The organism is Vibrio breoganii (assembly GCF_024346795.1).
Lineage (GTDB): Bacteria > Pseudomonadota > Gammaproteobacteria > Enterobacterales > Vibrionaceae > Vibrio > Vibrio breoganii.
Window position 1 is genome coordinate 1,181,337 of record NZ_AP024864.1, and the last position, 22,959, is coordinate 1,204,295.

22 protein-coding genes and 1 riboswitch are annotated in these 22,959 nt (G+C 45.0%); of the genes, 17 read left to right on the top strand and 5 right to left on the bottom strand.

All coding sequences use genetic code 11. The features are described from left to right. Positions 1 to 129 precede the first annotated feature (129 nt). Positions 130 to 1,539, bottom strand: coding sequence for a PTS glucose transporter subunit IIBC (ptsG, locus tag OCU35_RS05570; RefSeq protein ID WP_017026952.1), 1,410 nt, complete (start codon positions 1,537 to 1,539; stop codon positions 130 to 132). 583 nt (positions 1,540 to 2,122) lie between these two features. On the opposite strand from ptsG, the gene OCU35_RS05575 reads away from it, so the two are divergent. Both OCU35_RS05575 and OCU35_RS05580 read left to right on the top strand, forming a co-directional pair. Continuing rightward, on the top strand, positions 2,123 to 3,850 hold the full coding sequence (locus tag OCU35_RS05575) for an SgrR family transcriptional regulator (protein WP_261825807.1): 1,728 nt from the start codon (positions 2,123 to 2,125) through the stop codon (positions 3,848 to 3,850). Between the two features lie 31 nt (positions 3,851 to 3,881). Further along, positions 3,882 to 4,883 (top strand): succinylglutamate desuccinylase/aspartoacylase family protein, encoded by a 1,002-nt coding sequence (locus OCU35_RS05580; RefSeq protein ID WP_261825808.1) that lies wholly within the window; start codon positions 3,882 to 3,884, stop codon positions 4,881 to 4,883. Here OCU35_RS05580 and OCU35_RS05585 read toward each other — a convergent pair. Next, positions 4,873 to 5,391, bottom strand: coding sequence for an opioid growth factor receptor-related protein (locus OCU35_RS05585; RefSeq protein ID WP_017026949.1), 519 nt, complete (start codon positions 5,389 to 5,391; stop codon positions 4,873 to 4,875). The genes OCU35_RS05580 and OCU35_RS05585 overlap by 11 nt on opposite strands. A 679-nt stretch (positions 5,392 to 6,070) precedes the next feature. Between OCU35_RS05585 and phnD the strand changes: the two genes are divergently transcribed. From phnD to phnE (OCU35_RS05605), 4 genes are all read left to right on the top strand, one after another. Continuing rightward, positions 6,071 to 7,009, top strand: coding sequence for a phosphate/phosphite/phosphonate ABC transporter substrate-binding protein (gene phnD, locus OCU35_RS05590; RefSeq protein WP_261825809.1), 939 nt, complete (start codon positions 6,071 to 6,073; stop codon positions 7,007 to 7,009). A gap of 148 nt (positions 7,010 to 7,157) precedes the next feature. Then, on the top strand, positions 7,158 to 7,973 hold the full coding sequence (phnC, locus tag OCU35_RS05595) for a phosphonate ABC transporter ATP-binding protein (RefSeq protein WP_261825810.1): 816 nt from the start codon (positions 7,158 to 7,160) through the stop codon (positions 7,971 to 7,973). Beyond that, entirely contained in the window at positions 7,970 to 8,770 is an 801-nt protein-coding gene (gene phnE / locus OCU35_RS05600; protein WP_102481262.1) for a phosphonate ABC transporter, permease protein PhnE, read from the top strand. The genes phnC and phnE (OCU35_RS05600) overlap by 4 nt, the downstream gene beginning before the upstream one ends. Before the next feature lie 11 nt (positions 8,771 to 8,781). After that, the gene (phnE, locus tag OCU35_RS05605; protein ID WP_261825811.1) at positions 8,782 to 9,594 is read left to right on the top strand and encodes a phosphonate ABC transporter, permease protein PhnE; all 813 of its coding nucleotides are present in this window, start codon (positions 8,782 to 8,784) and stop codon (positions 9,592 to 9,594) included. A 63-nt stretch (positions 9,595 to 9,657) separates the two neighbouring features. Here phnE (OCU35_RS05605) and OCU35_RS05610 read toward each other — a convergent pair whose 3' ends face one another. Continuing rightward, a complete protein-coding gene (locus tag OCU35_RS05610; RefSeq protein ID WP_017026944.1) occupies positions 9,658 to 9,819 on the bottom strand; it encodes a hypothetical protein in 162 nt (53 codons plus the stop codon). Positions 9,820 to 10,349: 530 nt separating this feature from the next. Here OCU35_RS05610 and trhA point away from each other — a divergent pair. The 10 genes from trhA to OCU35_RS05660 all read left to right on the top strand — a co-directional run bounded on the left by trhA (position 10,350) and on the right by OCU35_RS05660 (position 20,310). Next, entirely contained in the window at positions 10,350 to 10,991 is a 642-nt protein-coding gene (gene trhA / locus OCU35_RS05615; protein ID WP_170961726.1) for a PAQR family membrane homeostasis protein TrhA, read from the top strand. A 61-nt stretch (positions 10,992 to 11,052) separates the two neighbouring features. Further along, positions 11,053 to 11,730 (top strand): hypothetical protein, encoded by a 678-nt coding sequence (locus OCU35_RS05620; RefSeq protein ID WP_065209966.1) that lies wholly within the window; start codon positions 11,053 to 11,055, stop codon positions 11,728 to 11,730. 17 nt (positions 11,731 to 11,747) lie between these two features. Then, on the top strand, positions 11,748 to 12,302 hold the full coding sequence (locus OCU35_RS05625; protein WP_261825905.1) for a DUF2301 domain-containing membrane protein: 555 nt from the start codon (positions 11,748 to 11,750) through the stop codon (positions 12,300 to 12,302). A 253-nt stretch (positions 12,303 to 12,555) separates the two neighbouring features. Next, entirely contained in the window at positions 12,556 to 14,178 is a 1,623-nt protein-coding gene (locus tag OCU35_RS05630) for a tetrathionate reductase family octaheme c-type cytochrome (protein ID WP_102547270.1), read from the top strand. A 2-nt stretch (positions 14,179 to 14,180) separates the two neighbouring features. Next, entirely contained in the window at positions 14,181 to 14,765 is a 585-nt protein-coding gene (locus OCU35_RS05635; RefSeq protein ID WP_261825812.1) for a cytochrome b/b6 domain-containing protein, read from the top strand. A 38-nt stretch (positions 14,766 to 14,803) separates the two neighbouring features. Further along, positions 14,804 to 15,130 carry a hypothetical protein gene (locus tag OCU35_RS05640; protein ID WP_102323014.1) on the top strand — a complete coding sequence of 109 codons (327 nt, stop codon included), beginning with the start codon at positions 14,804 to 14,806 and terminating at the stop codon, positions 15,128 to 15,130. A gap of 20 nt (positions 15,131 to 15,150) precedes the next feature. After that, entirely contained in the window at positions 15,151 to 16,461 is a 1,311-nt protein-coding gene (locus OCU35_RS05645; RefSeq protein WP_261825813.1) for a rhodanese-like domain-containing protein, read from the top strand. Between the two features lie 294 nt (positions 16,462 to 16,755). Further along, positions 16,756 to 17,166, top strand: coding sequence for a VF530 family protein (locus tag OCU35_RS05650; RefSeq protein WP_017026933.1), 411 nt, complete (start codon positions 16,756 to 16,758; stop codon positions 17,164 to 17,166). A gap of 264 nt (positions 17,167 to 17,430) precedes the next feature. Further along, positions 17,431 to 17,609, top strand: a riboswitch (Lysine riboswitch). Between the two features lie 111 nt (positions 17,610 to 17,720). Then, a complete protein-coding gene (locus OCU35_RS05655; protein ID WP_261825814.1) occupies positions 17,721 to 19,220 on the top strand; it encodes a Na+/H+ antiporter NhaC family protein in 1,500 nt (499 codons plus the stop codon). Between the two features lie 16 nt (positions 19,221 to 19,236). Then, positions 19,237 to 20,310, top strand: coding sequence for a saccharopine dehydrogenase (locus OCU35_RS05660; RefSeq protein ID WP_261825815.1), 1,074 nt, complete (start codon positions 19,237 to 19,239; stop codon positions 20,308 to 20,310). A gap of 85 nt (positions 20,311 to 20,395) precedes the next feature. On the opposite strand, the gene arfB is transcribed toward OCU35_RS05660, so the two are convergent. Further along, the gene (gene arfB, locus OCU35_RS05665; protein WP_026012662.1) at positions 20,396 to 20,806 is read right to left on the bottom strand and encodes an alternative ribosome rescue aminoacyl-tRNA hydrolase ArfB; all 411 of its coding nucleotides are present in this window, start codon (positions 20,804 to 20,806) and stop codon (positions 20,396 to 20,398) included. 136 nt (positions 20,807 to 20,942) lie between these two features. On the opposite strand from arfB, the gene OCU35_RS05670 reads away from it, so the two are divergent. After that, positions 20,943 to 22,634 carry a class I SAM-dependent methyltransferase gene (locus tag OCU35_RS05670; RefSeq protein WP_261825816.1) on the top strand — a complete coding sequence of 564 codons (1,692 nt, stop codon included), beginning with the start codon at positions 20,943 to 20,945 and terminating at the stop codon, positions 22,632 to 22,634. A 53-nt stretch (positions 22,635 to 22,687) separates the two neighbouring features. Here the strand turns inward: OCU35_RS05670 and OCU35_RS05675 are convergent, their stop codons facing one another. Next, complete coding sequence (locus tag OCU35_RS05675) at positions 22,688 to 22,951, bottom strand: hypothetical protein (protein WP_102381094.1); 264 nt, start codon at positions 22,949 to 22,951, stop codon at positions 22,688 to 22,690. Between the last annotated feature and the right edge of the window lie 8 nt (positions 22,952 to 22,959).

The following is a 22,959-nucleotide window of genomic DNA, read 5'->3' on the forward strand; positions in this document are numbered from 1 at the left end:
CTGAATTGATTGCAAATTGAGAGAGATGCACTATCAAGGAGTACAGGCATCTAGCCATAAAAAAGGAGTGGTCACCTACAAGCTTCCACTCCAAACGGACAAACTGTTAACTCAGTTGATTAACTCGATTTAGTTGTTTTTCATATAGTCGAGCATTTGTGTTTTAAAGACATCACTGTTGCCGCCAAAGATGGCTTGTACGCCTGTACCGACACGCACCACGCCAGCGGCGCCCAATGCTTTTAGTCTGGCATCGTCCACTTGGTCTTGATCCTTCACCTGCATTCGCAAGCGAGTGATACACGCATCAGCAGAAACAATGTTTCCCTTACCGCCAAAGGCTGCCACTAGTTCTTTTGTGAACTCATCGCCCTCTAAAACGTCTTGCGCTTCTTCGGTAGTGTCTTCGCGACCCGGTGTTTTAAGGTCGAAGTGCTTGATGAACCAAGTAAACACCACGTAGTAAACCGCGGCATAGGCTAGGCCAAGAGGAATGATCATCCATCCTTTGGTTGAGATACCGTAGAAGGTGACGTAATCGATAAGACCCGCACTAAAGCTATAACCGTGTTTAACACCAAGAATGATGCAAAGCGGGTAAGCTAGCCCTGCCAAGATAGCGTGGATTGCATATAGAGCAGGGGAGATAAACAAGAATGCAAATTCAACTGGCTCTGTGATACCCGTTAGGAACGAAGTAAGCGCAGCCGATACCATGATTCCCATAACCTTGACGCGGTTCTCTGGTTTAGACGCACGGCCAATAGCAATAGCAGCAGCAGGAAGGCCAAACATCTTAAACAGATAACCGCCTGCAAGGTTACCGGAATTAGGGTCGCCAGCGAAGAATCGAGGGATCTCGCCGTGGAATACTTGACCTGCCGCATTGGTGAAATCACCCGCTTGCAGTTGAATGATAACGTTAATAACGTGGTGTAAACCAAATGGGATCAGTGCACGCTCTGCGGTGCCGTAAGCCCAAAATGCCATTACTGGGTTTTGCTCTGTTGCCCAATGACCAAAGGCGTCAATGCCTAAGCCGATTGGCTGCCAGATAAAGGCAAGAACAATACCGAGTAATAGCATCGCAAAGGAAGTAATAATAGGAACGAATCGTTTCCCCGCAAAGAAGCCCAGATACGCTGGCATCTTAATGGTATAAAAGCGATTAAACATGTACGCACCAACAGCACCGGAAATGATACCGCCCAATACGCCCATATCGATGTGATCGACCCCTAATACGCCTGCCATTACCTTTAAGGTTGCGATCAGAACGTAGTAGCCAATACCTGCCGCTACGGCACCTACACCGTCGTTATCGGTAAAGGAGATGGCGACACCCAGAGCAAAAATAAGCGGCAGGTTACCAAATACGGCGCCGCCAGCTTCAGCCATAAGCTGTGACACAATGGGTGGAATGATGGCAAAGTTAGCTGAGCCAATACCAAGTAATATACCGGCCGCTGGCATGGATGCTATAGGCAGCATAAGTGCCTTACCAACCTTGGACAGGCTGGCGAAAAAGTTACTGAACATGTGATTACCCTTCTATTTTATATTTTTAGGCATCGAAAAATAACGCTTTCAATACCATTACTCAAAACGTATTAGTGAAAACTAACTCTCTGATTTTTATATGCTTGTAGTTGCTTATTTGTGAGAGTGAACTTTTGGTGTTTAACTCGAGAAGAGCCGGTTATCTTCAATCCTTGAAGAAGAACCAAGCTCTGAAAAGGGCGGTGATAATTAGCCTATCTGTGTTTATAAGGGGGGGATGGAGCATAAAACACAGATAAATTAAGTATCACCTTAAACGGGTTAGCCGCTATGAAGTGGGCTGATTGATTTGGACGGTTTAGCTACTTGAATCTCACTCTTTGTCATTGCGATTAACCGAGTGCTAATGCTGAAAGTGCAAATATGTTGTGAAGTCGCTTTCATAACCGTCGCCTCTAAAGAGTTGTCTTGTTAGTGAACACATTCAGTATCGCTATTTTTAAGGTTATTAAAACAGCTAGGAAGATAGGAAAATGTTCCTGATATTGCATTTATCACTTCATTTTTATGTCGAATAGGCTATTTTTAGGTTAAATAAGGAATAGAAAATAATAGGAGTGCTATGAAGCCGGTAAAATTGGTGAGGTTTTTTGCTCGACTTGAGCCTTACGCAGTGCATGAAGAGAATGCGGTGCTACTGGATGAAGTCTCAGAAATGCTATATACAACAACGCGTTATGCACGGACTTTGCTAGGTGACATGCAAAAAAACGGCTGGCTACAATGGACACCAAAAACCGGAAGAAATCAGCGTTCAATTCTAAAAAAACTCTATTCTGAAGCCGATATTCGCCGTCAAATCGCCATAGATTTTATCTCTCAGAAGCAGTTTGAAGAGGCTTTAGAGGTACTGCAGGATAATCAGCAGTTGTTTGGCGAATTACTGAAGCAATCTTCAGGCGCAGGCTTACACAACGGCTTGCTGCATGTGCAACTGACCTATAATCGCACCTTTAGCGCGCTTTATCCTCACAACATTCTACGAAACAGCGAACGATTCTTTGTACGCCAGCTTTATTCTTGCTTAGTAAAACAGGACGCTAAAGGAATCACTTCGGCTGACATTGCCCACCATTGGCAGATGAGTGAAGACGGCAAGATCTGGTCATTTTATCTAAGGCCCAAGGTGCAGTTTCATGATGGCAGCCCTATACACGGGCAAGCGATTGTCGATCTTTTCAATGCGTATCGGAAGTTACATGGGTACAAGAAGGATCTATCGCACCTGACCCGAATAGAGTCACCTCAATCTAGAGTGGTCAAATTCTACTTAAATGCTAGAGATATCGACTTTGCTTCAAAGTTGGCGGATGTGAAGTATTCCATCCAACCGGCTACACAAGTGACCAAGAGTATTGCAAAGCAGAAGGCTGTGATTGGCTCTGGCCCTTTTACTTTGCTTGAACAAAGTGATAAGTGGCTGAAACTAAGGGCTTACGAGGCATTTCATGGCTATCGATCATTGACCGATGAACTGACAATTTGGCATGTGCAATCCACAAATGGCGGTGAGTCGTACAGTCATAAGTTGCTGTCTCAGCAAGGCGAAGATGATGCCGATCCAATTCTAGAGCCCACAAAACAGTTGAGCATAGAAGATGGCTGCTTGCTTGCCGTATTCAATCAAAATGCCACTCAGAAATTGCCTACAGAAACACGTCGCTGGTTAAGTCATGTGATACAAGGTGAAGCACTTTGGAAAGACATAACGAACAACAAAGTGCCTATTAATCTTGTGCCAGCGGAAAATTTCTACCCGTTTTGGAAGCCATGGGATTCAATAGCGGGAGCGCAATCTACAGAGGTGCAGCGTTTATCGATTCTTATCTACAACCACTTCGGGCTTAGGGTATGTGCACAGGCTATCAGCAACGTGCTTGAGAGACACGGCATTGAGGTTGAAATCGAAGAAATGTCCATAGAGGCGTATGCCAAACTCGCTATGAGTGATGGGTTTACTCAAGATATCGTCTTAATGAATCTACTATTGGACGACAATCTGCCGACATCAGCATTGTTGGCGTTTCAAAGTGATATTGCACTTAGAAGCTGTATGGACGCTAAAACGAGCGAATGGCTAGACTTGAGCTTAGGTAAGCTATGCGCTGACGTTCAGTCCCCACATTACCTTGAACGATTAGAGCCAATTGGCAATTACCTGATCAGTGAAGCGATAGCTAAACCACTATTCCATCACCTGCAGTCGATGAGCTTTCAGGAGCTGTTTCATGGCGTTGACATGACCCCTTGGGGCTGGCCTGACATTCAACAAATTTGGTTAGAAGAGTAAAGTACCAAGCAAAAAGGAAATAACGAAGATTATGGCAACAGAATACTTAGCAGATGTTATTGACGGTAAAAAGGTGATTCAGAGCTTAGATGTGTCAGATCTCAGCGCAGGAGAGCACACCTTTTGGTTTCGGATCTGCAGCAATGCTTTAGGCCAATGGTTACATTTACCTGTAATGGTCTACAAGGGCTCTAAGCCAGGCAAGCGTTTCATGATAACCGCTGGTGTGCACGGTGATGAATATAATGGCGTGCTGGTGGCACAAAAGGTCGCATCTCAATTAGCCTCTGCTGAGTTCTCAGGCTCGGTGGTGATTGTCCCTACAGTGAACCTTTCCGGTATGCTTAGTCATAGCCGAGATTACAGTTCAAACGATCCTGACCATTCTACAGCCAACCTCAATCGTTTCTTCCCTGGAAATAAAAATGGCAATGAGGCGCAGCGCTATGTCTATCAGCTGTGGGAAAATTTACTCAAGCCCAATGCCGATCTCGCCATAGATCTTCATACACAAACCAGTGGCACCATCTATCCCTTGTACGTATTTGCCGACTATCGCCTTAATGATGCGCTCAACATGGCGCGCTTAATGAACCCAGATGTCATTTTTGACGATCCCGGTGACCCCGGTATTTTGGAGACAGTTTGGAATGAACATAACATCCCCTCTATTACCGTAGAGGTAGGGGTGGGGCGTTACAGTGATTACCCATTGGTGGAGCGCTCTACAAAAGGAGTGCTCAATGTGTTGCGCGATTATGAGGTATTAACAGAAGGTGAAGCGTTGGAAGCGGAACCACCGTTTGTTGAAGGTAAAGAGCTGACTAGCATTCGCGCTGAAACTGGTGGATTTTATCAGCCTCAGGTGGAGTTACTTGAACCAGTGAAAGAAGGGGATCTCTTATCCGTGCAAACAGATTCGTTCGGCAAAGAGGTTAAACGGTACTATGCGCCAAGAGCAGGCGTCGTGTTGAGCTTTAATGTTGAACCAATGAGAGCAACCGGGGCTCTGATTGTGCGTCTTATTCACTAACCAATTCTTTTATGAGATTCGCTTGGCGCCAAAAGCCGAGCGTCTCTTCATTGACTTCACCTTGCTCACGAGCGGTTTTCAGCATCGCCATTTGGAAGGTTTGACTGAGTTCTGCTTGGCCTAACAGTGCAAGACTGCGAATGATTCGAGTGATTCTCAAATGATTGTGGTCCATGGGCTTTAACCATGTGTGGTCCTGCATATTGAGGTCCTCTTTGGGCACAATAGAGTTACCAAAAAATCGCATTCCAAAAAAGTCTAACATCATGCCTAATGAATGAAGCTGCGCCTCACGTAATACTTCACAGGCACAAAAGTAATCCTGAGTTGACTGACAGGCGATAGGACTGTGGGAGTGAAAGCGGCTAGGGGTATCAATAGGAAATAGCCACTGAATATACTCATGGTCGTATTCTAACCAAAATGAGTCCAATGCCCAGATTTGCTCAATTCTTCTTCCTTTATGATCGGACTTCAACCCGAGCATGAACTGACAAACAGTCTTCATTGTTTACTAAAACTACCATGTAAAATAGCTACTTAGAGCGTAGCGCAAAATAAATGAATTGCGTCAATGCTAAACGTTGTAGATTAGAATATCTATTCATAAGGCAGATCAATAATAACTATTTACAAAAAGGTATTTACCTACTATGAAACCGGTTTCATTTTGTGTGTTAAATAGTATACAGAATTCTCTATCCATCATTATTATGACGATGTGAATTAATATCGTACGACACTCTATAAACAGTTCTGCTCTGATGAAGCCTTACAAGATGTCAGTCGATGACCTTTTGAGATTCAATGATAAACCTACGGCAGGAGAGAGTAGCCTTGTGTTGCAGAGGGTGACTAGAGATGTGTATTGGCCGTTTGGAATTGGAACGATATGCAGATAATTGAAGCTAATAAGTAAAGAAACACTTTCTGTTTTATTGAGTAAATTCTCTAGTTAAGTAATAAAATATGCAAAATGAAATACCGTTCTTTGCACTGCTATTTAAAAATGCATCTATTCATAAACTATTTGTAATAAAATATGTCAATGTAACCTTCTGAAAATAAATGGATTAATCAGTCATGAAAGATTCATTTAATAAATAAATCTTTCATCTAGTTTCCGCCTAACTGTCATCTAAATTGATTAACTTTCTTCGAAGTTTATTAGCCAACAGGAAAGTACAATGAAACTAGTTAAGACTGCAGTAGCTACTGCATTAATGTTCTCTGCAGCGGTTTCAGCAATGGACTCACGCTATCAAGACCGCACTGGCAACCTAGTTGCGGACGTTCCACAAAATGAAGCCGAATGGGTAAACCCTTCTACTCTTATCTTTGCTTATACCCCGGTTGAAGACCCAGCGGTTTATGCTGATGTATGGAGCGAGTTTCTTGAGCATCTAGAAAAAGAGACGGGCAAAAATGTTCGCTTTTTCCCAGTACAGAATAATGCAGCCCAAATTGAGGCAATGCGCTTTGGCCGTCTACATATTGCAGGCTTTAACACAGGTTCAACGCCGTTAGCGGTTAACTGTGCAGGTTTCGCGCCCTTTACCATGATGGCAGCGGAAGACGGCTCGTTTGGTTATGAGATGGAAATCATTACTCACCCTGATTCAGGCATTGAGAAAGTGGAAGACCTTAAAGGTAAGAATTTAGCATTCACCTCGCAAACGTCTAACTCTGGCTTTAAAGCGCCATCCGCTATCTTGGATGCAGAGTATGGTTTGAAGCCGGATGCGGACTTTAAGCCAGCGTTCTCTGGCGCCCATGACAATTCTATCTTAGGAGTGGCTCATAAAGACTATGACGCAGCAGCGATTGCTAACTCTGTATTAAATCGTATGTTGTCGCGCGACGTGGTGAATGAGCAGCAAATCAAATCGATTTATAAATCACAGACGTTTCCTACCACAGCGTACGGAACAGCGCATAACCTAGCGCCAGAGCTTCAAGAAAAGATTCAGCAAGCGTTTTTCACTTTCGATTGGCAAGGGACTAAATTGCAAGAAGAGTTTGAACGCAATGGCGAGGCGCAATTTGTGCCAATTACCTACCAAGAGCACTGGGAAGTGATTCGCACTATCGATACGGCAAATCAGGTTTCTTATACCTGTAGCTAACCAGAAATACCACTCACTAAAAGGCCCGAAATAGAGTTTGGGCCTTGCTTCACATCATCATTATTTAATACCAATCACACTAAGTCAGTGATCAGCGAGTTTGATCGGTTATTTAGTGCGATTGATATCACCTCCCCAAAGGAAGGTCATGTCTACATTAACTCTAAAAGGCTTAACCAAGCATTATTCTTCATCGGATAAGGCGCTTACCAATGTCAATCTTACCGTTGAACCCGGTGAGGTAGTGGGTCTAATTGGCCCATCAGGCGCGGGTAAATCTACACTGATTCGTTGTATCAACCGCCTTACTGAACCCACCGACGGACAAGTGCTGTTTTCGGAGAGAGATTTGGTCAAACTCTCAACATCGAACCTAAGGCAAGCTCGCCGAGAAATTGGGATGATATTCCAAGAGTACGCCTTGATTGAGCGTTTGACGGTTATGGAGAATGTGCTATCAGGCCGCTTAGGTTATGTAAGTTTTTGGCGCAGCTTTACTCGTCGCTATCCAAGCGAAGATATACAAGCGGCTTACGCATTACTGGACCGTGTAGGCTTGTTGGAGCACGCCAATAAACGCGCCGATGCGCTTTCTGGTGGACAGCGACAAAGGGTTGGAATTGCAAGAGCGTTAGCTCAAAAGCCTAAGTTATTGCTGATTGACGAACCTACCGCAGCGCTTGATCCAAGAACTGCCCGTCAGATCATGCGTTTGATCAGTGAGATCTGCGAAGAGCAGCAGCTTCCAGCCATCATCAATATTCATGATGTTGAACTCGCCAAGCGCTTTGTTCAGCGCATCGTGGGTCTTAATGCGGGTGAAGTAGTCTTTGATGGCAAGCCAAGTGAGCTTGATGAAAACGTATTGACCAATATCTATGGTCAAGAAGACTGGAATGAAACAACGGAAGAAAACGCTGAGCCTTCTATGGCTAACGCGACATTCACCGAGGCGTTAGCATGAGTGGCAGTTACCCTAATCAGTGGAAGAAGCCGCCGCTGATCTCAAGTGCTTGGGTTCGTTATGGCATTACTGCCATGGTGGTTATTTACCTCTATCTTGCCACCCAATCCATCAGCATTAACTGGATGCGCATTTATGAGGGAAGCGAGAGAGGCTGGCGCTTTATCGTTGCATTCATGAACCCTGACTTTGCAGGGCGTTGGGACAATATTTGGCAGGGCTTAGTAGAAAGCTTAACCATGACGCTAACCTCTACGGTAGCGGGTGTGCTCTTATCGATTCCTTTTGGGCTGGGCGCTGCCAAGAACCTAGCACCAAAGCCAGTGTATTTCTTTTGCCGCGGATTTGTGGCGATTGCGCGAAGCTTTCAAGAGATCATCGTCGCTATCTTGTGTGTCGCCCTGTTCGGCTTTGGCACCTTTGCCGGCTTTGTCACCCTCACGTTTGCCACCATCGGCTTTCTAGCTAAGCTGTTTGCTGACGAAATCGAAGCCATAGACCCCGCACCTTTGACCGCTATGCGTGCAACCGGCGCTAGCTGGCTACAACAGGTCAACTATGCGGTTCAAGCGCAAGTAATGCCGCGCTTTATTGGTTTATCCATGTATCGTTTGGACATCAATTTTAGAGAATCAGCCGTGATAGGTATCGTAGGCGCTGGTGGTATTGGCGCAACGCTCAATACGGCCATGGATCGCTATGAATACAGCGCAGCCGCCGCCATTTTGTTGATCATCATAGGCATCGTAATGGTGTGTGAATACGTCTCAACCATCATTCGTCAGCGCGTACAGTAGGGGATAATACGATGAACAATTTACAATCTATGCCTACTGCGTGGCAAAAATACGATCAGAAACAAACCCTCACCCAATGGGTGTGTTGGCTGGCATTTGTTGCCTTAGTGGTATTTGCTTGGCAGGTAATGAACCAAGATACCATCTGGTACTTTGTCACTGACTCACCAAATCAAATCGCAGATATCGGCTCTCGCATGTGGCCGCCAAGATGGAGTTACTTAGAGCAACTTTGGCTACCGCTATGGGACACCCTTAACATCGCAACCCTTGGCACCTTACTAGGCATAGTGCTCGCGTTCCCTGTTGCCTTTATGGCCGCACGAAATACAACACCAAGCGTGGTTTTTGTCAGACCTATTGCGCTGTTTATCATTGCCGCAAGTCGCTCAATCAACTCGCTTATTTGGGCATTATTACTTGTGGCGATTCTTGGACCAGGTTTACTGGCAGGTATCATCGCTATTGCACTTCGCTCTATTGGCTTTGTGTCTAAGTTGATGTACGAGGCAATAGAAGAGGTGAACGACACCCAAGTGTCTGCTATCCGAGCAACGGGTGCTTCGTCGCTACAAGTACTTGATTACGGCGTGCTACCTCAAGTAATGCCAAGCTTTATCGGCACGAGTCTGTTTCGCTGGGATATCAATATTCGAGAATCAACGGTATTAGGACTGGTGGGCGCAGGTGGTATTGGTTTGAAGCTTCAAGAATCAATGGCAGTACTAGCCTGGCCACAGGTAACCGTCATCTTCTGCGCTATCTTGGTTACGGTAATCGTATCGGAGTGGATCTCTGCTAAGGCGAGACATGCTTTGATCTAGAGTTAAACAAGGCTGATATAGAAAAGGGGCAGCTTTAATAAGCGGCCCCTTTTTGAATTGCTGTTACTCAAACACTGACAGCGCACGAGCCTTAGTACAATCTGCTGGGAATTGGTTTTGTACCGCATCAATGGATGAGCACACTTTTGCCAATGCAGTATCGTTATTCCAGATGAACAGCCCGCCAACAATGATTACCGCTGCGACAATGATGAGTTTTTTCATGTAGTTAATCCGTCTTTATATGAAATCTGTTTTAAGGATAGCCCAAACTTTTCTAATAACCTCATATGAAAACAAAGGTTTAGGATTTGCCTTTTTTAGCCGTCAGCCGTCAGCCGTCAGCCGCAAGCTGCAAGATTTGTTTTCCCTAGATCTTAGAACTCAAAAGTCCTTCTTGTACTGTAAAGTACGAAGTGTTTGTTAAGTGTTATGGGTGTGTAATATTTCAGCCTTGTGCTTACTAAGATCCTGGATCAAGCCCAGGATGACTGTATCGGGGATAATTTAGGCATCGATTATACTTCAAATAATCTTTGAGATGACACCTCTGACTGCTGATGGCTGACAGCTTCTAGCTCATGCACACCCTTAGATCTCCAACAAAAAACTCGGAGATGGCGTACTAGGTTTTTCTGTATACACGAACATTTCCCTCATTTTCCGATAACTAACATTTAAGCTTACACGTGTACGCTAAAAGTGGCATACTCATTAGCCGAGAAGTTAACCAGTGTTGTGTTATGTCAATTGTAATCAGCAATCAGTACAGTAAGAATGAAGAGATCGCCAATTCCGTTACTCATGGTGTAGGGATGATCTTTGGCATTGTCGCGCTAGTCTTGCTACTGCAAAAAGCGCTGTCTCATGATGCGGATACAATGACTATCGCGAGCATGGCTATCTACGGCTCGAGTATGATAGTGCTGTTTCTCGCCTCTACGCTATACCATGCAGTGCCTTACCCACGCGCCAAGCGATGGCTAAAAACCTTTGATCATAGTGCCATTTATTTACTGATTGCAGGGAGTTACACACCTTTCTTATTAGTAGGTCTGCGAACGCCTTTGGCCATTGGGTTAATGGTTGTCATTTGGAGTATTGCGATTCTGGGCATTGTAATGAAGCTGGCCTTTGTTTATCGCTTTAAGCGCTTCTCTTTAATCAGCTATATCGTCATGGGCTGGTTATCGCTCATAGTGGTGTATCAACTGGCGATAACGCTTCATTCTGGTGGGGTGGCACTACTGGCGGCGGGTGGCCTGATCTACTCGCTCGGCATTATCTTTTATGTCAACAAACGCATCCCTTTCAACCATGCGATTTGGCACTGTTTTGTATTGGGTGGGGCGGTGTGCCACTTCTTAGCCATTTACTTCTACGTTCAGCCGGTTTAAAACTCATACCTTGTTGATCAATATAGTGTTTTATCCTAGTTTTTAAACAGGGGGAAACACTATGCCTAAAGCTATGAACACCATATCAGCGTTTGCAACGCTTTCCATTATTGCTTTGTTGGCAGGCTGTCAGTCCGATCCGGAGCAGCTAACGGCGATGGAAGCGCCCAGCGATCCCATACAAAAAATGGTATTTGAACAGATACTGGAACCAGAGGGATTGACGGACAGAAGCTATCCGTTTGATTACGGTTATGCCGACCTCAATGGTGACACCGAGGACGAGGTCTTTGTGCTAATGCAAGACCCATACTTCTGCGGTACAGGCGGTTGCTCTGCATACCTGTTCAATTCTTCGTTTGAAAAAATGAACACCTTCACCGTGGTCAAAAAGCCGGTATTGATTTCTCATACTGATACTAACGGCTGGAAAAACATAACGGTATGGAGCGATGGAGCTCTGCGCTTATTAAAGTACGATGGTGAGTCATATCCAAGCAATGCTTCCACTCAACCCATCTTTAACCGCGACGCAAGAAAGAGAAGGGCACATGACCTTGCAATACAAAGCGATCTCTATCTTGACGGTGGCTACGAGCTAACAGAACGTACCGACCTTCCCATTTTTACCCCTATAGATCAGTTCAGGTTTCAGTTTAAGCGTGAATCCGATCCCGATAGTGTGTTTGTAGTTAAGGTAAATACGCTAACAAGTGATATCTTTTTTAGTAAGGAATGAATCACACAGAAAAACTGATGGCGAATCCTGAACACAAAGAACACCTGGATGGGTTAGATAAGATCAGCGTAGTGTCCTACAGATCGGGCATTACGCTGTTTGCATTGTCGCTTCTTGCTTTGTTTAGCGCCGAGTTGTTGTGTGTGCTTGAAATGGAGACGGCTCCACTGCTGAGGGAGTGGAGCATCAAGTGCATTGCTGTTTCGGCCGCTCTTAGTGCCGCTAATATCCATGTCTATGACAAGAAAGTTCGCGCCCTCATTGCATGGTCGAGTTGGCTCGGGTTGGCTTTGTTTATTGTTCTGCCCACCAAAGAATGGCTGTACATTGGCTTCATGTTCATTACCTTTTCTGGAATCGCCTTAAAAGAGTCCTACTGCTTTAAGGTTAAAGGGTTAAACCTAGTGCCTCTGCTGTTAATCTCTTCGGTGTTAGTACTGTGGATGAAAGAGCCAACGATACTTGCACCATTAGTCGGTCTTAGCGGTTTTATCTTTGCCGTATTAGCAATAGCAAAATGGAAGATGCCATTGCACTTTGATATTGGCAACAAAGCTAATTACGATATTTGAGACCTCGGTATTGTGTAATTATTACCCTAGTTGATGCAGATCAACTAACTGTTCATAAACCCACCAATGTGAGTACGTACATAAGTATCCAGTAGTATATTTATTACATTAGCATTAGTTAATTTAGTGTTTGGTGTAGCAAGTAAGTCGGGCTTATTCATACTCAATCTAATCTCTCAAGCAGATAAAGAATAACGCAACACAACAGAGATTAATTGCCCATGAAGCTGGCCCACAAAAGGTATTGTGGCCTATGAACAAGTTATGGTTTTTGCTTCTTATCGTATTTTCTCTTCCTGCCTTCAGTGCCTTCTCTGAAGCACAGCAAGCCCCCCCTAAAGAAAACTTAGCCACGACCAGCACCGCTGATCATTCAACCTTTGAAAGCCTTCATCAAGAATTCGACTATGCCCCAGATGTCACTGAAGCCTGCTTGGAGTGTCACACCGAAGCGTCTAAGCAGATGCAGGAAACGTTCCACTGGAACTGGGCGAAGAAAGTGGATGGCATTATGGTGGGCAAAGCAAAGAACGCTTTCAATAACTACTGTGTCTCTGCACGTGGAAACCAAAGCTGCACTCAGTGCCACACAGGTTATGGCTGGCGTAATGACGACTTTGAATTAGATGCGCCAGAGAATGTGGACTGCTTAGTGTGTCATGACACCACAGGAACCTATAAGAAATCGGCCGCCTCATCTGGACACCCTTACTACGAAGATAAAATGCTAGGAGGAAAGCTACAAAAAGCGGTCGACCTAGCCTTTGTCGCACAAAATGTGGGTAAGCCAGATCGTGATAATTGCCTAGCGTGCCATGCATTAGGAGGCGGCGGTAACGGCGTAAAACACGGCGACACAGATCTTTCGTTAATTGACCCTAGCTTCGGGCTAGATGTTCATATGAGCAGTGAAAAGCTGGACTTCGCCTGCCAAGATTGCCACACCACCAACGACCATAAAATCTCTGGTCGCTACAATGACCGCAAAGCCTTTATTGACCATGAGTTAAACATGGGCCGTGAAGATCGCATGGGCAATAATGTTTCGTGTGAAAGCTGTCATAGCGCCACCCCTCACGATAACCGAGAAATTGATAACCATACCGCTAAAGTTGCCTGCACCTCATGCCATATTCCCGAAATGGCTCGTGGGCCTTATCTCACTAAATTGTCTTGGGATTGGTCAACCGCAGGAGACCTGAAAGACGGAAAACCCTATGTGATTGATGCCGAATTTGACGGTGTCGAACACCATGCTTATATGAGCAAAAAAGGGACCTTTACCTGGGGAAAAAATGTGGTTCCTGAATACCGTTGGTATAAAGGTGAACTAGAGCAAATGACCTTCCAAGATACCTTTGACCCGTCAATGGCTCCTATAGATATTAACCCGCCAACCGGTAATTACGATGACCCCGACGCGCGTATCTGGCCATTTAAGATCCATCAAGGCAAACAGCCTTTTGATACCCAGAACAATAAGATGTTGCCCATTAAACTCTACGGCCGTAAAGGTTCAGGCGCTTTTTGGACCGAATTTGATTGGGACAAAGCCTTGGTAGCCGGAGCTAAATTAAACGAGGTGGATTTCAGTGGTGATTATGGCTTTATCGAGACGCTGGGCTACTGGCCAATCAAACACATGGTTGCACCGGCAGAGCAATCCGTTCGCTGCTCAGAATGTCACAGCAGAGATAGCCGTTTAAATGGGTTAAATGACTTCTACCTAGTTGGCCGTGATAGAAGCACATTCGTTGAGTGGTTTGGGGCTATCGCTATTTGGGGCGGTTTGGCAGGAGTGGGCTTGCACCTAATGGTTCGATTAATAAGCATACGCCGACGCAAAGCGCAGGCTGACAAAGAGTTCGGAGAGTAATTATGAGTAATTCCTTAGTCATATTTAAACGGTTCGAGCGGTTTTGGCATTGGGCACAGGCGTTGCTGGTTCTCACACTCATCGTCTCTGGCTTAGAGTTGCACGGCTTAGTATCAGTTTTTGGTTGGGGCAACGCGTCTGAATATCATCATTGGACTGGGTTTATTTGGGGTGCACTCGTGATCCTGATATTTACCTGGATTTTTACCACAGGAGAGTGGCGTCAGTTTATGCCAGAGCACAAAGGCATCGAAGGCGTAGTGCGTTTTTATTTATTCGGAATATTTAAAGGAGATAAGCACCCACATCATATGTCGGCCAAAGATAAGTTTAATCCCTTGCAACGAGTGGCGTATTTGTTGGTGCTTTTTGTCCTTGTGCCTTTGCAGATCCTAACGGGCATTATCTTCTTTTTTTACCCTGAGCTAAGAGCGGCAGGGATTTTGAACAGCATTGAGCTAGTCGCGATAGTCCATACATTTTGTGCCTATAGCGTGATGGCGTTCCTTATTGTGCACCTTTACCTGATCACACTAGGTGAGAAATTAACAAGCCACCTAAAGGCCATGATCACAGGGAAAGAGTAAGCCAAAGACAATAGATAAAGTGATAAGAGGTAATGACAATGAAAAAGCTCATATTAGGTCTAATGATTGGCTTGCTCTCCTGTGGCGTGCAAGCGGACGCAGCAAAGGGGCAGGAGGCCTATCTTGAATACCTTCGGCCGTTGTTTGGCTATAACGGTCAAGATTTTGCAAGCCAGCACTTAAAGGTGGAATGGAAGCGTTACTTTAAAAAAGACGCAGCGCGGTTCATCAAGAAATACAGTAGCAAACATCCAGAGGCTAGTGAGTTCTTAAACAGCGCCAAGTTCCAAGAGATTGCACCAGATGTAGCAGACTTTGCCATGAAATATGCAGCAGACAGCGGTGAACTTGCTGCCTGTGATTAACGCAAAAGAGGGAATTGACTATGTTAACTACAAATCGAATGGTTGCCTCGCTGCTATTGGCTGTGCCTTTGCTGACTGTATCCATAGCAACTAGCGCGGCCGAAGTAACGGGCAAGATCCAATCCATTATTCACTCATCAAAGGTGATCCAATATTTAAACCCTAAAACCAAAGAAGTGAAGGTATTAAAATACACCGACGAGACTACATTGTTGGAGGCTGATTCATTTAAAGACCTTACGGTGAACACCAAGTTTAAAGCGGTGGTTGATGACGACAACGTTGCGACTCAAATTAAAAGAGTGCTGGTGAAGCTGCCACCTGAACAAGTAATTGATACCGATGCCTTAGCTGATCTAATGGATGAGGGTAAGCCAGTATTTATCGGCGATGCGCGTCCGTTATCCGTGTATAACGCGGGCCACTTGCCTACTGCGAAGGCGACGCCATCCAACCAACTAAAAGACCATTTAGATTGGCTACCTAGTGATAAAGAGATGTTGTTGGTGTTTTACTGTGGCGGTGTGACTTGTCCGCTAAGTCCTGCAGCGCTGAAGATTGCCGTTGCGGCGGGGCACACCAATGTTAAAGCGTATGTTGAAGGCTTCCCTGCGTGGAAAGCGGATGTGTATCCTGCTCACGTAAACCCAGAATGGATGGAGAAAAACCTAGATATTCATCATGTCATCTTAGATGTGCGCGAAAACCCAACCTCAAGCGTTAAAGGCGCTGTGCACATGCCTGCAAGCCAACTTGTCGAGCAGCATGCTAAGTGGAATGCCGACAAGTTCGAAGTGGCAAAACGCACCGTACTTGGCCTTCGTGATAAGAAAGCACCCGTGATTATTGTGGCGGATAACGATGACAGCGATGAGGCGATAGAAGCCTTCGAGATCTTAACGTTCTGGAAGTATAAAAATGCCGTGATCTTACAAGGTGGCATGCAAGAATGGACTCTAGCCAAGCGCCCACTTCAAACTGAAGGCTTGCCTACAGAGCTCGTCTACGAGAAAAAAATGCTACCAGGCGCCGTGGAAGAGTCGGTGTTCGTTACCGCAGCCAAAAAAGGCAATGCCACCATCATAGATGTGCGCAACCCTGATGAAGTGGCAAATGGTCACATTAAAGGTTCGATTAATATCCCATTATCAGAGCTTGATGAACAACTGGCCAAAGTACCAAAAGATGGCCTAGTGATACTGCACTGTGAAGCAGGCGCAAGAGCGGCATTGGGGTATACATTGCTGAGTAAAAAAGGCTACACCAATGTGAAGTACTTGAATGACTCGTTTAAAGGGGTGGTGGTGGACAACGGCATTAGTTTGTTGTGAGTTTTAAGTCATAAGCCACAAGCCACAAGCCACAGGTTTTTCCTCGTGCCATCTTATGAGGAACCTAAGATTCCGGATAACCCTATCGGGTTTCCGGAATGACGTTGTGAGGGTGTGTGTTTTAAACGCACAATCCCGAATCTCGTCATCCCAGAAAGCGATAGCTTATCTGGATTGCCAGCCCAGTGGGATCTTAGAGCGCACTCATTATCCTATGAACCTCCCACATATTTCCCTAACAACAACCCTCACTCATTGCTATAATCCAGCCAAACCAAACAGAGTAAGCAGCACATGAGCATTAACAGAGAAGAACTACAAAACAATCCACTACACGGTCTTAAACTGGAAGACATGGTTCAAGAGTTGGTTGACCATTACGGTTGGAACATTCTTGATACTGCGATGCGCTTTAACTGCTTTCATACTAACCCCTCTGTCGCCAGTAGCGTTAAGTATCTTCGCAAAAGTGAATGGGCAAGAGAGAAGCTAGAGGCGTTTTACCTGTCTCGCTTCAAGCGCATGCCGCGTCCAACGGAAGAAGAGAAAGAAATGCCGCCAAGAATGCGTACCTTCGCAAACGGTATTGAGCCTAGAGAGCCAATGGAATTGACTGTCGATTCTATCTTGGCATCACAAGCTAAAGCGGCATCAGCGTTCAAAGAGAAAAAAGCACAAGAGCGCAGAAACCGCTCTCGCAGATAAGCGATGTAGTGCTACAAGCACTCAATAGAGATGTCTGAGAGTAACCACAAAATAGCACTCATTAGGGTGCTATTTTTGTATCTGTAATTCACTCTGATAATTTGTCCTATCTCAATCTGCTAAAGCAATCGTTTGCCTATATTGATTAATCCATATGCGAACGCGGAATGATTGTGTGATCCATCGCACGTTTGCCAGTTTAAAATATTTGTTGCCCTATAAAATATGTTTTTATTCTGCGGTCTCGAAGAATATTGTTCTTCGATGATACGTAGAGGCGCATCGCCTAAGAGTAGTTAAGTGGAGGTTGACACCCCATTGAAGCTTAACGAAAGGAGTCGATGCCGAAGCAGTGTAGATGGTCACTCGCATTGCTGGGGTTGTTCTAAATAAGAATAACACTGTCATCTTCGACTCTGTCGGGATGGGGAGCTACAACAGTCATGCGCTTGCATCTTTTCTATTGCTTTAACGCCAGTCTATTGTCTATCAGTGCTCACTAATACAGCCTTCCTCTAATTCGATTATTTTTTCATTTTTGGAGTATTTTACGAATGGCTGATTATGGATTGCTATCCATCGTTCCCGCTATATTGGCATTGATTCTGGCGTTCACCACGCGCCATGTTGTTTTGGCCCTCGGCGTTGCCGTGATAAGTGGTATGTTGATCATCACTCAGGGTAACCCTGTAGACACCGCATTGATGTTTTTGACGGACGGTCCGTTTGCCCAACTTGCTCAAACCACTAATGCGCAAATCATTATTGTTATTACCATCATCTCTGGCTTTATCTACCTTGTAGAGCAAAGCGGCGGGATGACCGCGTTCTCCACTATGGCGACACGCTATATTTCATCGCCATTAAAGGCGCAGGTGGCGACGTGGGCAACGGGTATCGGTGTGTTCTTTACCGACTCTGGTAACTCACTTATCTTAGGTCCAATGTTCTCGCCAATCTTTAGCAAGCTAAAGCTAAGCCGTGAGAAGCTGGCCTTTATTATCGACTCCACCTCATCACCGGTGTGCGTACTAATCCCTATCATTAGCTGGGGCGTATACTCGCAGGGTTTGATTGAGAATGCCTACAGCAACATGGGTCAGCAAGTAGATGGCTTTACCACCTTCTTACAAGTGATTCCGTACCAGCTTTATGCCTTATTGGCGTTGTTCAGTGTGCCTGTGTATGCGATGCTGAAAAAAGACTGGGGCCCAATGGCGGAGGCGGAAGCCAAAGCACGTTTGTCTGCTGATGTCGAAGAAGTACAGCCGAAAAGCACAGAAGGTAAGTCAGCATCGATGACGTTGATTATTCTTCCGCTAGGGGTGTTGTTTGGCTCTTTGATTGCGTTATTTACTTACAACTACCATCTGCATGGCACCATTAATGGTCCAGTAATTCGTGCAAGCCTTGGTACGAGTTACTTGATTGCGTCCATTACAGCGATTGGCTACTACGCCTACACCAAGACAATGACCGCTTCTACAGCGTTCAATACCTTTGTTGCGGGCATGCAGCGCATCATGTTGATCCTGATGATATTGCTACTGGCTTGGACACTCGGCGATATCTGTAAAACACTAGGTACCGGTGATTACATCAGCCAAGTGATGAACGACCGTCTGCCTGTATTCTTGTTGCCTGCGATCATCTTTATTATCGGTAGCTTTATCTCGGTCGCGACAGGTTCATCGTGGGGCACATTTGCTATCTTGATCCCAATTGCTGTACCAGTGGCTTCCGCACTAGGCGCTGACCCAATCATCTGTATTGGCGCAGCTCTAAGTGGTGGTATGCTAGGTGACCATACGTCGCCTATCTCTGATACGACCATTCTGAGCTCGATGTCGACAGGTTGTGATCACGTCTCTCACGTACGAACTCAGTTCCCGTATGCAATTTTGACTGGTGTTACAGCGTCAGTTGGCTTTATGCTAGCAGAGATAACTCGTAGCCCATACACGATCCTAGCTATTGCAATTCTTCAGGTTGCACTCATTACCTTTATGGTACGTCGACAGGGTAGAATCCAGCGCGTCGTGCCTGCTGTATAAGAAGGAATTTTAATAAATGAAAACACTATTTTGGCTTCGCGATGAAGTAAAACCAGGAGAACGTCGCACTGCACTGACTCCCTCTGGCGCCAAAGCATTGATTGATGCAGGTGCCGAGATTGCGGTTGAACACAGTGAAACGCGCATTTTCCCAGACCAAGCTTACGCCGATGTAGGCTGTCAGCTGGTGGAAACACACTCTTGGGTAGATGCGCCAGAGCACGCTTATATTCTTGGTCTAAAAGAGCTAGCAGAAGAAAGCTTTGCCCTAAAGCACAAGCACATCTATTTTGCTCACGCCTTTAAAGGACAAGACGAAGCCGTTCAGATCCTTTCTCGTTTTAAAGAGGGCAGTGGTCAGGTTCTAGACCTTGAGTTCTTGCGTGATGCACAAGGTCGCCGTGTATGTGCATTTGGCTACTGGGCCGGTTATGTGGGTGCGGCAATCGGTCTTTCAGGCTATGTTCATCACACACAAAGCAGTGACGTTTACCCAGCCGTTGAAAGCTATGCCGACCGCTCTGAGTATCTAGCAGTACTGAGTGAGCAGTTAAAGAGCGCCGAGCAAGCACCGAAGGTATTGGTTATTGGTCAGTTCGGCCGCTGCGGTAAAGGCGCAATGGATCTGTTCACAGACCTTGGCCTTCAAGCACAAGGCTGGGATATCGAAGAAACTAAAGCGGGTGGTCCATTCACCGCAATCAATGACTACGATATCTTAGTGAACTGCGCCTACCTTGCAGAAGGTACGCCTCCATTCCTCACTAAAGAGAGCCTAGGCGAATCACCACGCCTAAGCATGATCAGTGACGTAAGCTGCGATCCAAACAACCCTGATAACCCAATCAGGATCTACAACCAGTGCACTAAGCTCACTAAGCCAATCATTGACTCAGTAGTTGACGGTGTTCGCGTACAAGCCGTTGACCACCTGCCAACGGTTCTACCAAAAGAGAGCAGTGAAGATTTTGCAGGCCAACTGCTACCGCACTTGATTGACCTTACCCAAGGTAAAGATCCAGAAGGTATCTGGGCTAGAGCACAAGAGTTCTATTGCTCTGCTGAGAAGTCGGTGTTGGCTGAAGCGTAAGTAAGTTTCTATAGCTTAACTAAGATAGAGAAAGAGGTAGGTGCTAATGCATCTACCTCTTTTTTCATATACGGCATGAACGTGGTTAGACTATGCGACCACGCAAAGACTTGGTCTGTCCTTTTTTCTTCTTCGAATCGATACGTCGTCTTTGAGAAGCCTTGGTTGGCTTAGTTGGTCGACGTTTTTTCTGCACCACAGTGACACTCTTAATCAATTCTTGAAGACGATTGAGCGCATCTTGTTTGTTCAACTCTTGGGTTCGATACGCCTGAGCCTTGATCACCACCACACCTTCACTGGTAATGCGACTGTCCGATAGGGCAAGCAATCGCTCCTTATACACAGCAGGCAGGGTAGAGCGATTGATATCAAAGCGCAGATGTATTGCCGACGAAGTCTTATTAACGTTCTGACCACCTGCACCCATAGCGCGAATGGCAGTCATTTCGATTTCCCAATCGGCTAGGGATACGGTGTTGGAGATCTGGAGCATATGGCTATCTCTGCTGGTAAGGCGTTAAAGATGAATTCGTTAGAATTAATAGAAATTACGTGAAGAATTTGGAATAACTATTGGAACAGTCCTGATTTTGCTCTTTAATGGTAGTAGTGTTGAAAAGAGTAAAGTTATGTCTGATAAATCATCTATTTACGATAAGTTCGCCCAGAAATTCTTTGAACAGTATACCACAACAACTTTTGAAGAAGTTCACGATAGTTGGCGTCATTATTGGCCTATGTCTGGAGATAAAGTGCTAGATGTTGGGGCCGGTATAGGCCGTGATGCCTTATATATGAGTGAAACTGGATGTGATGTCTATGCTTTAGAGCCGTCAAAAGAGATGAGAAAACTTGGAGAGGCGCATACTGGTAGCAAAGTCACGTGGATCTCTGATTCTCTGCCGAGTTTAACAAAGATTGTGAATCTTGGAGTTCGATTTGATGTGATTCTACTAAGTGGTGTGTGGATGCACGTCCCCCAATCCTCTCGTGCTAGGGCTTTTCGAAAACTGTCTAATTTGTTGGCTCCGAACGGTAAGCTGATTATTTCACTAAGACATGGTGATTTTTCAGATGGTCGAATGTCCTATCCTGTTTCTATTACAGAGCTAGAACAATTTGCTAAAAGCTCTGCTCTATTAATGGTATTCGCTTCTGATATTGAAAATGACACATTGAAAAGGGCTGATGTTCAATGGCAAACAGCCGTTTTTTCATTGCCAGATGATGGAACTGGCGACTTAACCAAGATTAGACATATTATTGTCAACGACAAAAAAACAGCCACATATAAGTTAGCACTATTGCGTACCTTACTCAGGATCGCCGACGCTCATCCAGGAGCAGTGATGGATAGGCATGATGGTAAGGTACTTATTCCTGTCGGATTGGTTGCTTTGTATTGGATACGCCAGTTTAAGCGATTAATAGATAAGCCAAATATTCAACAACTGAAAAGTTCAGAAAAGAATTTGGCTTTTGTAAAAGATGATGGATGGAGGAAAATTACTCACTTGGTTGCTGATGATTTATCTATAGGCTCAATGTTTTTTGGGAAGGAAGCTATAGCATTAAGTAATGCAATTTCAGATAGTATCGATACTATTAATGCAGGGCCGGTAAAACATACGTACCAAGGGGATACCTCTAATCGGTACTTTCAGATTGAACGTAATAGGAAGAAAAAAGTAGAACAGGTGGTTCTTGATTCAGATTATTTTGCTAGTTTTGGGACATTTTCTCTCGATGAAAGTTTATGGGAGTGTTTACGCTTATACCATTCATGGATTGAACCATTGGTGGTTAACCAGTGGGTATCAGAGATGCGAAGTTTCCAACTAAACAAGGACAGAAACATATCACTTGAAAAGTATCATGAATATTTAGTGTGGAACGACAAAGGACACGATACAAAATTAGTGAGAAAGAGAGTCGAAGAGTTAAACCAAGATATTAATATGGTTGAAAGTATCTGGAGCGGAAGGAAGTTAGTTGGTGATTATCATATCGATCATTGTCTGCCATTTGCGTATTGGCCTAATAATGACAGGTGGAATTTGTTTCCAGTGCTAGCGAAAGAGAACCGTAGTAAAAGTGATAGGGTACCTAGTGCAACTCGTCTTAGTCAGTCTAGAGGTAGAATACTTAACTGGTGGGAACTAGCTTGGGGGACGGAGCAGGATCAGAGCCGTTTTTTTACCGAGGCTTCGCTCTCTTTACCAAATATTCCTGTTGCCTGCAGGGATTTCGAGGAAGTCTTTGAAGCAATGAGCCTTCAAATTAAAGGCGTTAAAAGTAGGCTGTTGATTTCAGATTGGTAGTCAGAAAGCCAAGGCATTTTCAAACCTTGGCTTTATCAACACTAGATGAGCACTTACGCCTCTAGTACTTCAAACTCAACCGGGCTTTCCATATTGTCTAGGAACTCTTCAATCACTACGCGGTTGTTGGCGTTGATGGTGATGCCCCATGGGGTTTCTTTTGCATCTTCAATGAAGATAATTTGTTCTGCGTTTGATTCCCAAAATTTCACGCTAGAAGCGTCGAAGTAGTCGTGAAGCTTTTGAGATAGCGTGCGCTTTAGTTCCGAACAAAGCTGAGAGTTGTAGTCCCTTGGGAGTAACGTTACTGAAAACATAATGAACC

What these genes read in the sequence shown, in the direction of transcription:
- ptsG (WP_017026952.1), bottom strand. Translation starts at nt 1,539, where the DNA reads ATGTTCAGTAACTTTTTCGCCAGCCTGTCCAAGGTTGGTAAGGCACTT.
- OCU35_RS05575 (WP_261825807.1), top strand. Translation starts at nt 2,123, where the DNA reads ATGAAGCCGGTAAAATTGGTGAGGTTTTTTGCTCGACTTGAGCCTTAC.
- OCU35_RS05580 (WP_261825808.1), top strand. Translation starts at nt 3,882, where the DNA reads ATGGCAACAGAATACTTAGCAGATGTTATTGACGGTAAAAAGGTGATT.
- OCU35_RS05585 (WP_017026949.1), bottom strand. Translation starts at nt 5,391, where the DNA reads ATGAAGACTGTTTGTCAGTTCATGCTCGGGTTGAAGTCCGATCATAAA.
- phnD (WP_261825809.1), top strand. Translation starts at nt 6,071, where the DNA reads ATGAAACTAGTTAAGACTGCAGTAGCTACTGCATTAATGTTCTCTGCA.
- phnC (WP_261825810.1), top strand. Translation starts at nt 7,158, where the DNA reads ATGTCTACATTAACTCTAAAAGGCTTAACCAAGCATTATTCTTCATCG.
- phnE (WP_102481262.1), top strand. Translation starts at nt 7,970, where the DNA reads ATGAGTGGCAGTTACCCTAATCAGTGGAAGAAGCCGCCGCTGATCTCA.
- phnE (WP_261825811.1), top strand. Translation starts at nt 8,782, where the DNA reads ATGAACAATTTACAATCTATGCCTACTGCGTGGCAAAAATACGATCAG.
- OCU35_RS05610 (WP_017026944.1), bottom strand. Translation starts at nt 9,819, where the DNA reads ATGAAAAAACTCATCATTGTCGCAGCGGTAATCATTGTTGGCGGGCTG.
- OCU35_RS05620 (WP_065209966.1), top strand. Translation starts at nt 11,053, where the DNA reads ATGCCTAAAGCTATGAACACCATATCAGCGTTTGCAACGCTTTCCATT.
- OCU35_RS05625 (WP_261825905.1), top strand. Translation starts at nt 11,748, where the DNA reads ATGGCGAATCCTGAACACAAAGAACACCTGGATGGGTTAGATAAGATC.
- OCU35_RS05630 (WP_102547270.1), top strand. Translation starts at nt 12,556, where the DNA reads ATGAACAAGTTATGGTTTTTGCTTCTTATCGTATTTTCTCTTCCTGCC.
- OCU35_RS05635 (WP_261825812.1), top strand. Translation starts at nt 14,181, where the DNA reads ATGAGTAATTCCTTAGTCATATTTAAACGGTTCGAGCGGTTTTGGCAT.
- OCU35_RS05640 (WP_102323014.1), top strand. Translation starts at nt 14,804, where the DNA reads ATGAAAAAGCTCATATTAGGTCTAATGATTGGCTTGCTCTCCTGTGGC.
- OCU35_RS05645 (WP_261825813.1), top strand. Translation starts at nt 15,151, where the DNA reads ATGTTAACTACAAATCGAATGGTTGCCTCGCTGCTATTGGCTGTGCCT.
- OCU35_RS05650 (WP_017026933.1), top strand. Translation starts at nt 16,756, where the DNA reads ATGAGCATTAACAGAGAAGAACTACAAAACAATCCACTACACGGTCTT.
- OCU35_RS05655 (WP_261825814.1), top strand. Translation starts at nt 17,721, where the DNA reads ATGGCTGATTATGGATTGCTATCCATCGTTCCCGCTATATTGGCATTG.
- OCU35_RS05660 (WP_261825815.1), top strand. Translation starts at nt 19,237, where the DNA reads ATGAAAACACTATTTTGGCTTCGCGATGAAGTAAAACCAGGAGAACGT.
- arfB (WP_026012662.1), bottom strand. Translation starts at nt 20,806, where the DNA reads ATGCTCCAGATCTCCAACACCGTATCCCTAGCCGATTGGGAAATCGAA.
- OCU35_RS05670 (WP_261825816.1), top strand. Translation starts at nt 20,943, where the DNA reads ATGTCTGATAAATCATCTATTTACGATAAGTTCGCCCAGAAATTCTTT.
- OCU35_RS05675 (WP_102381094.1), bottom strand. Translation starts at nt 22,951, where the DNA reads ATGTTTTCAGTAACGTTACTCCCAAGGGACTACAACTCTCAGCTTTGT.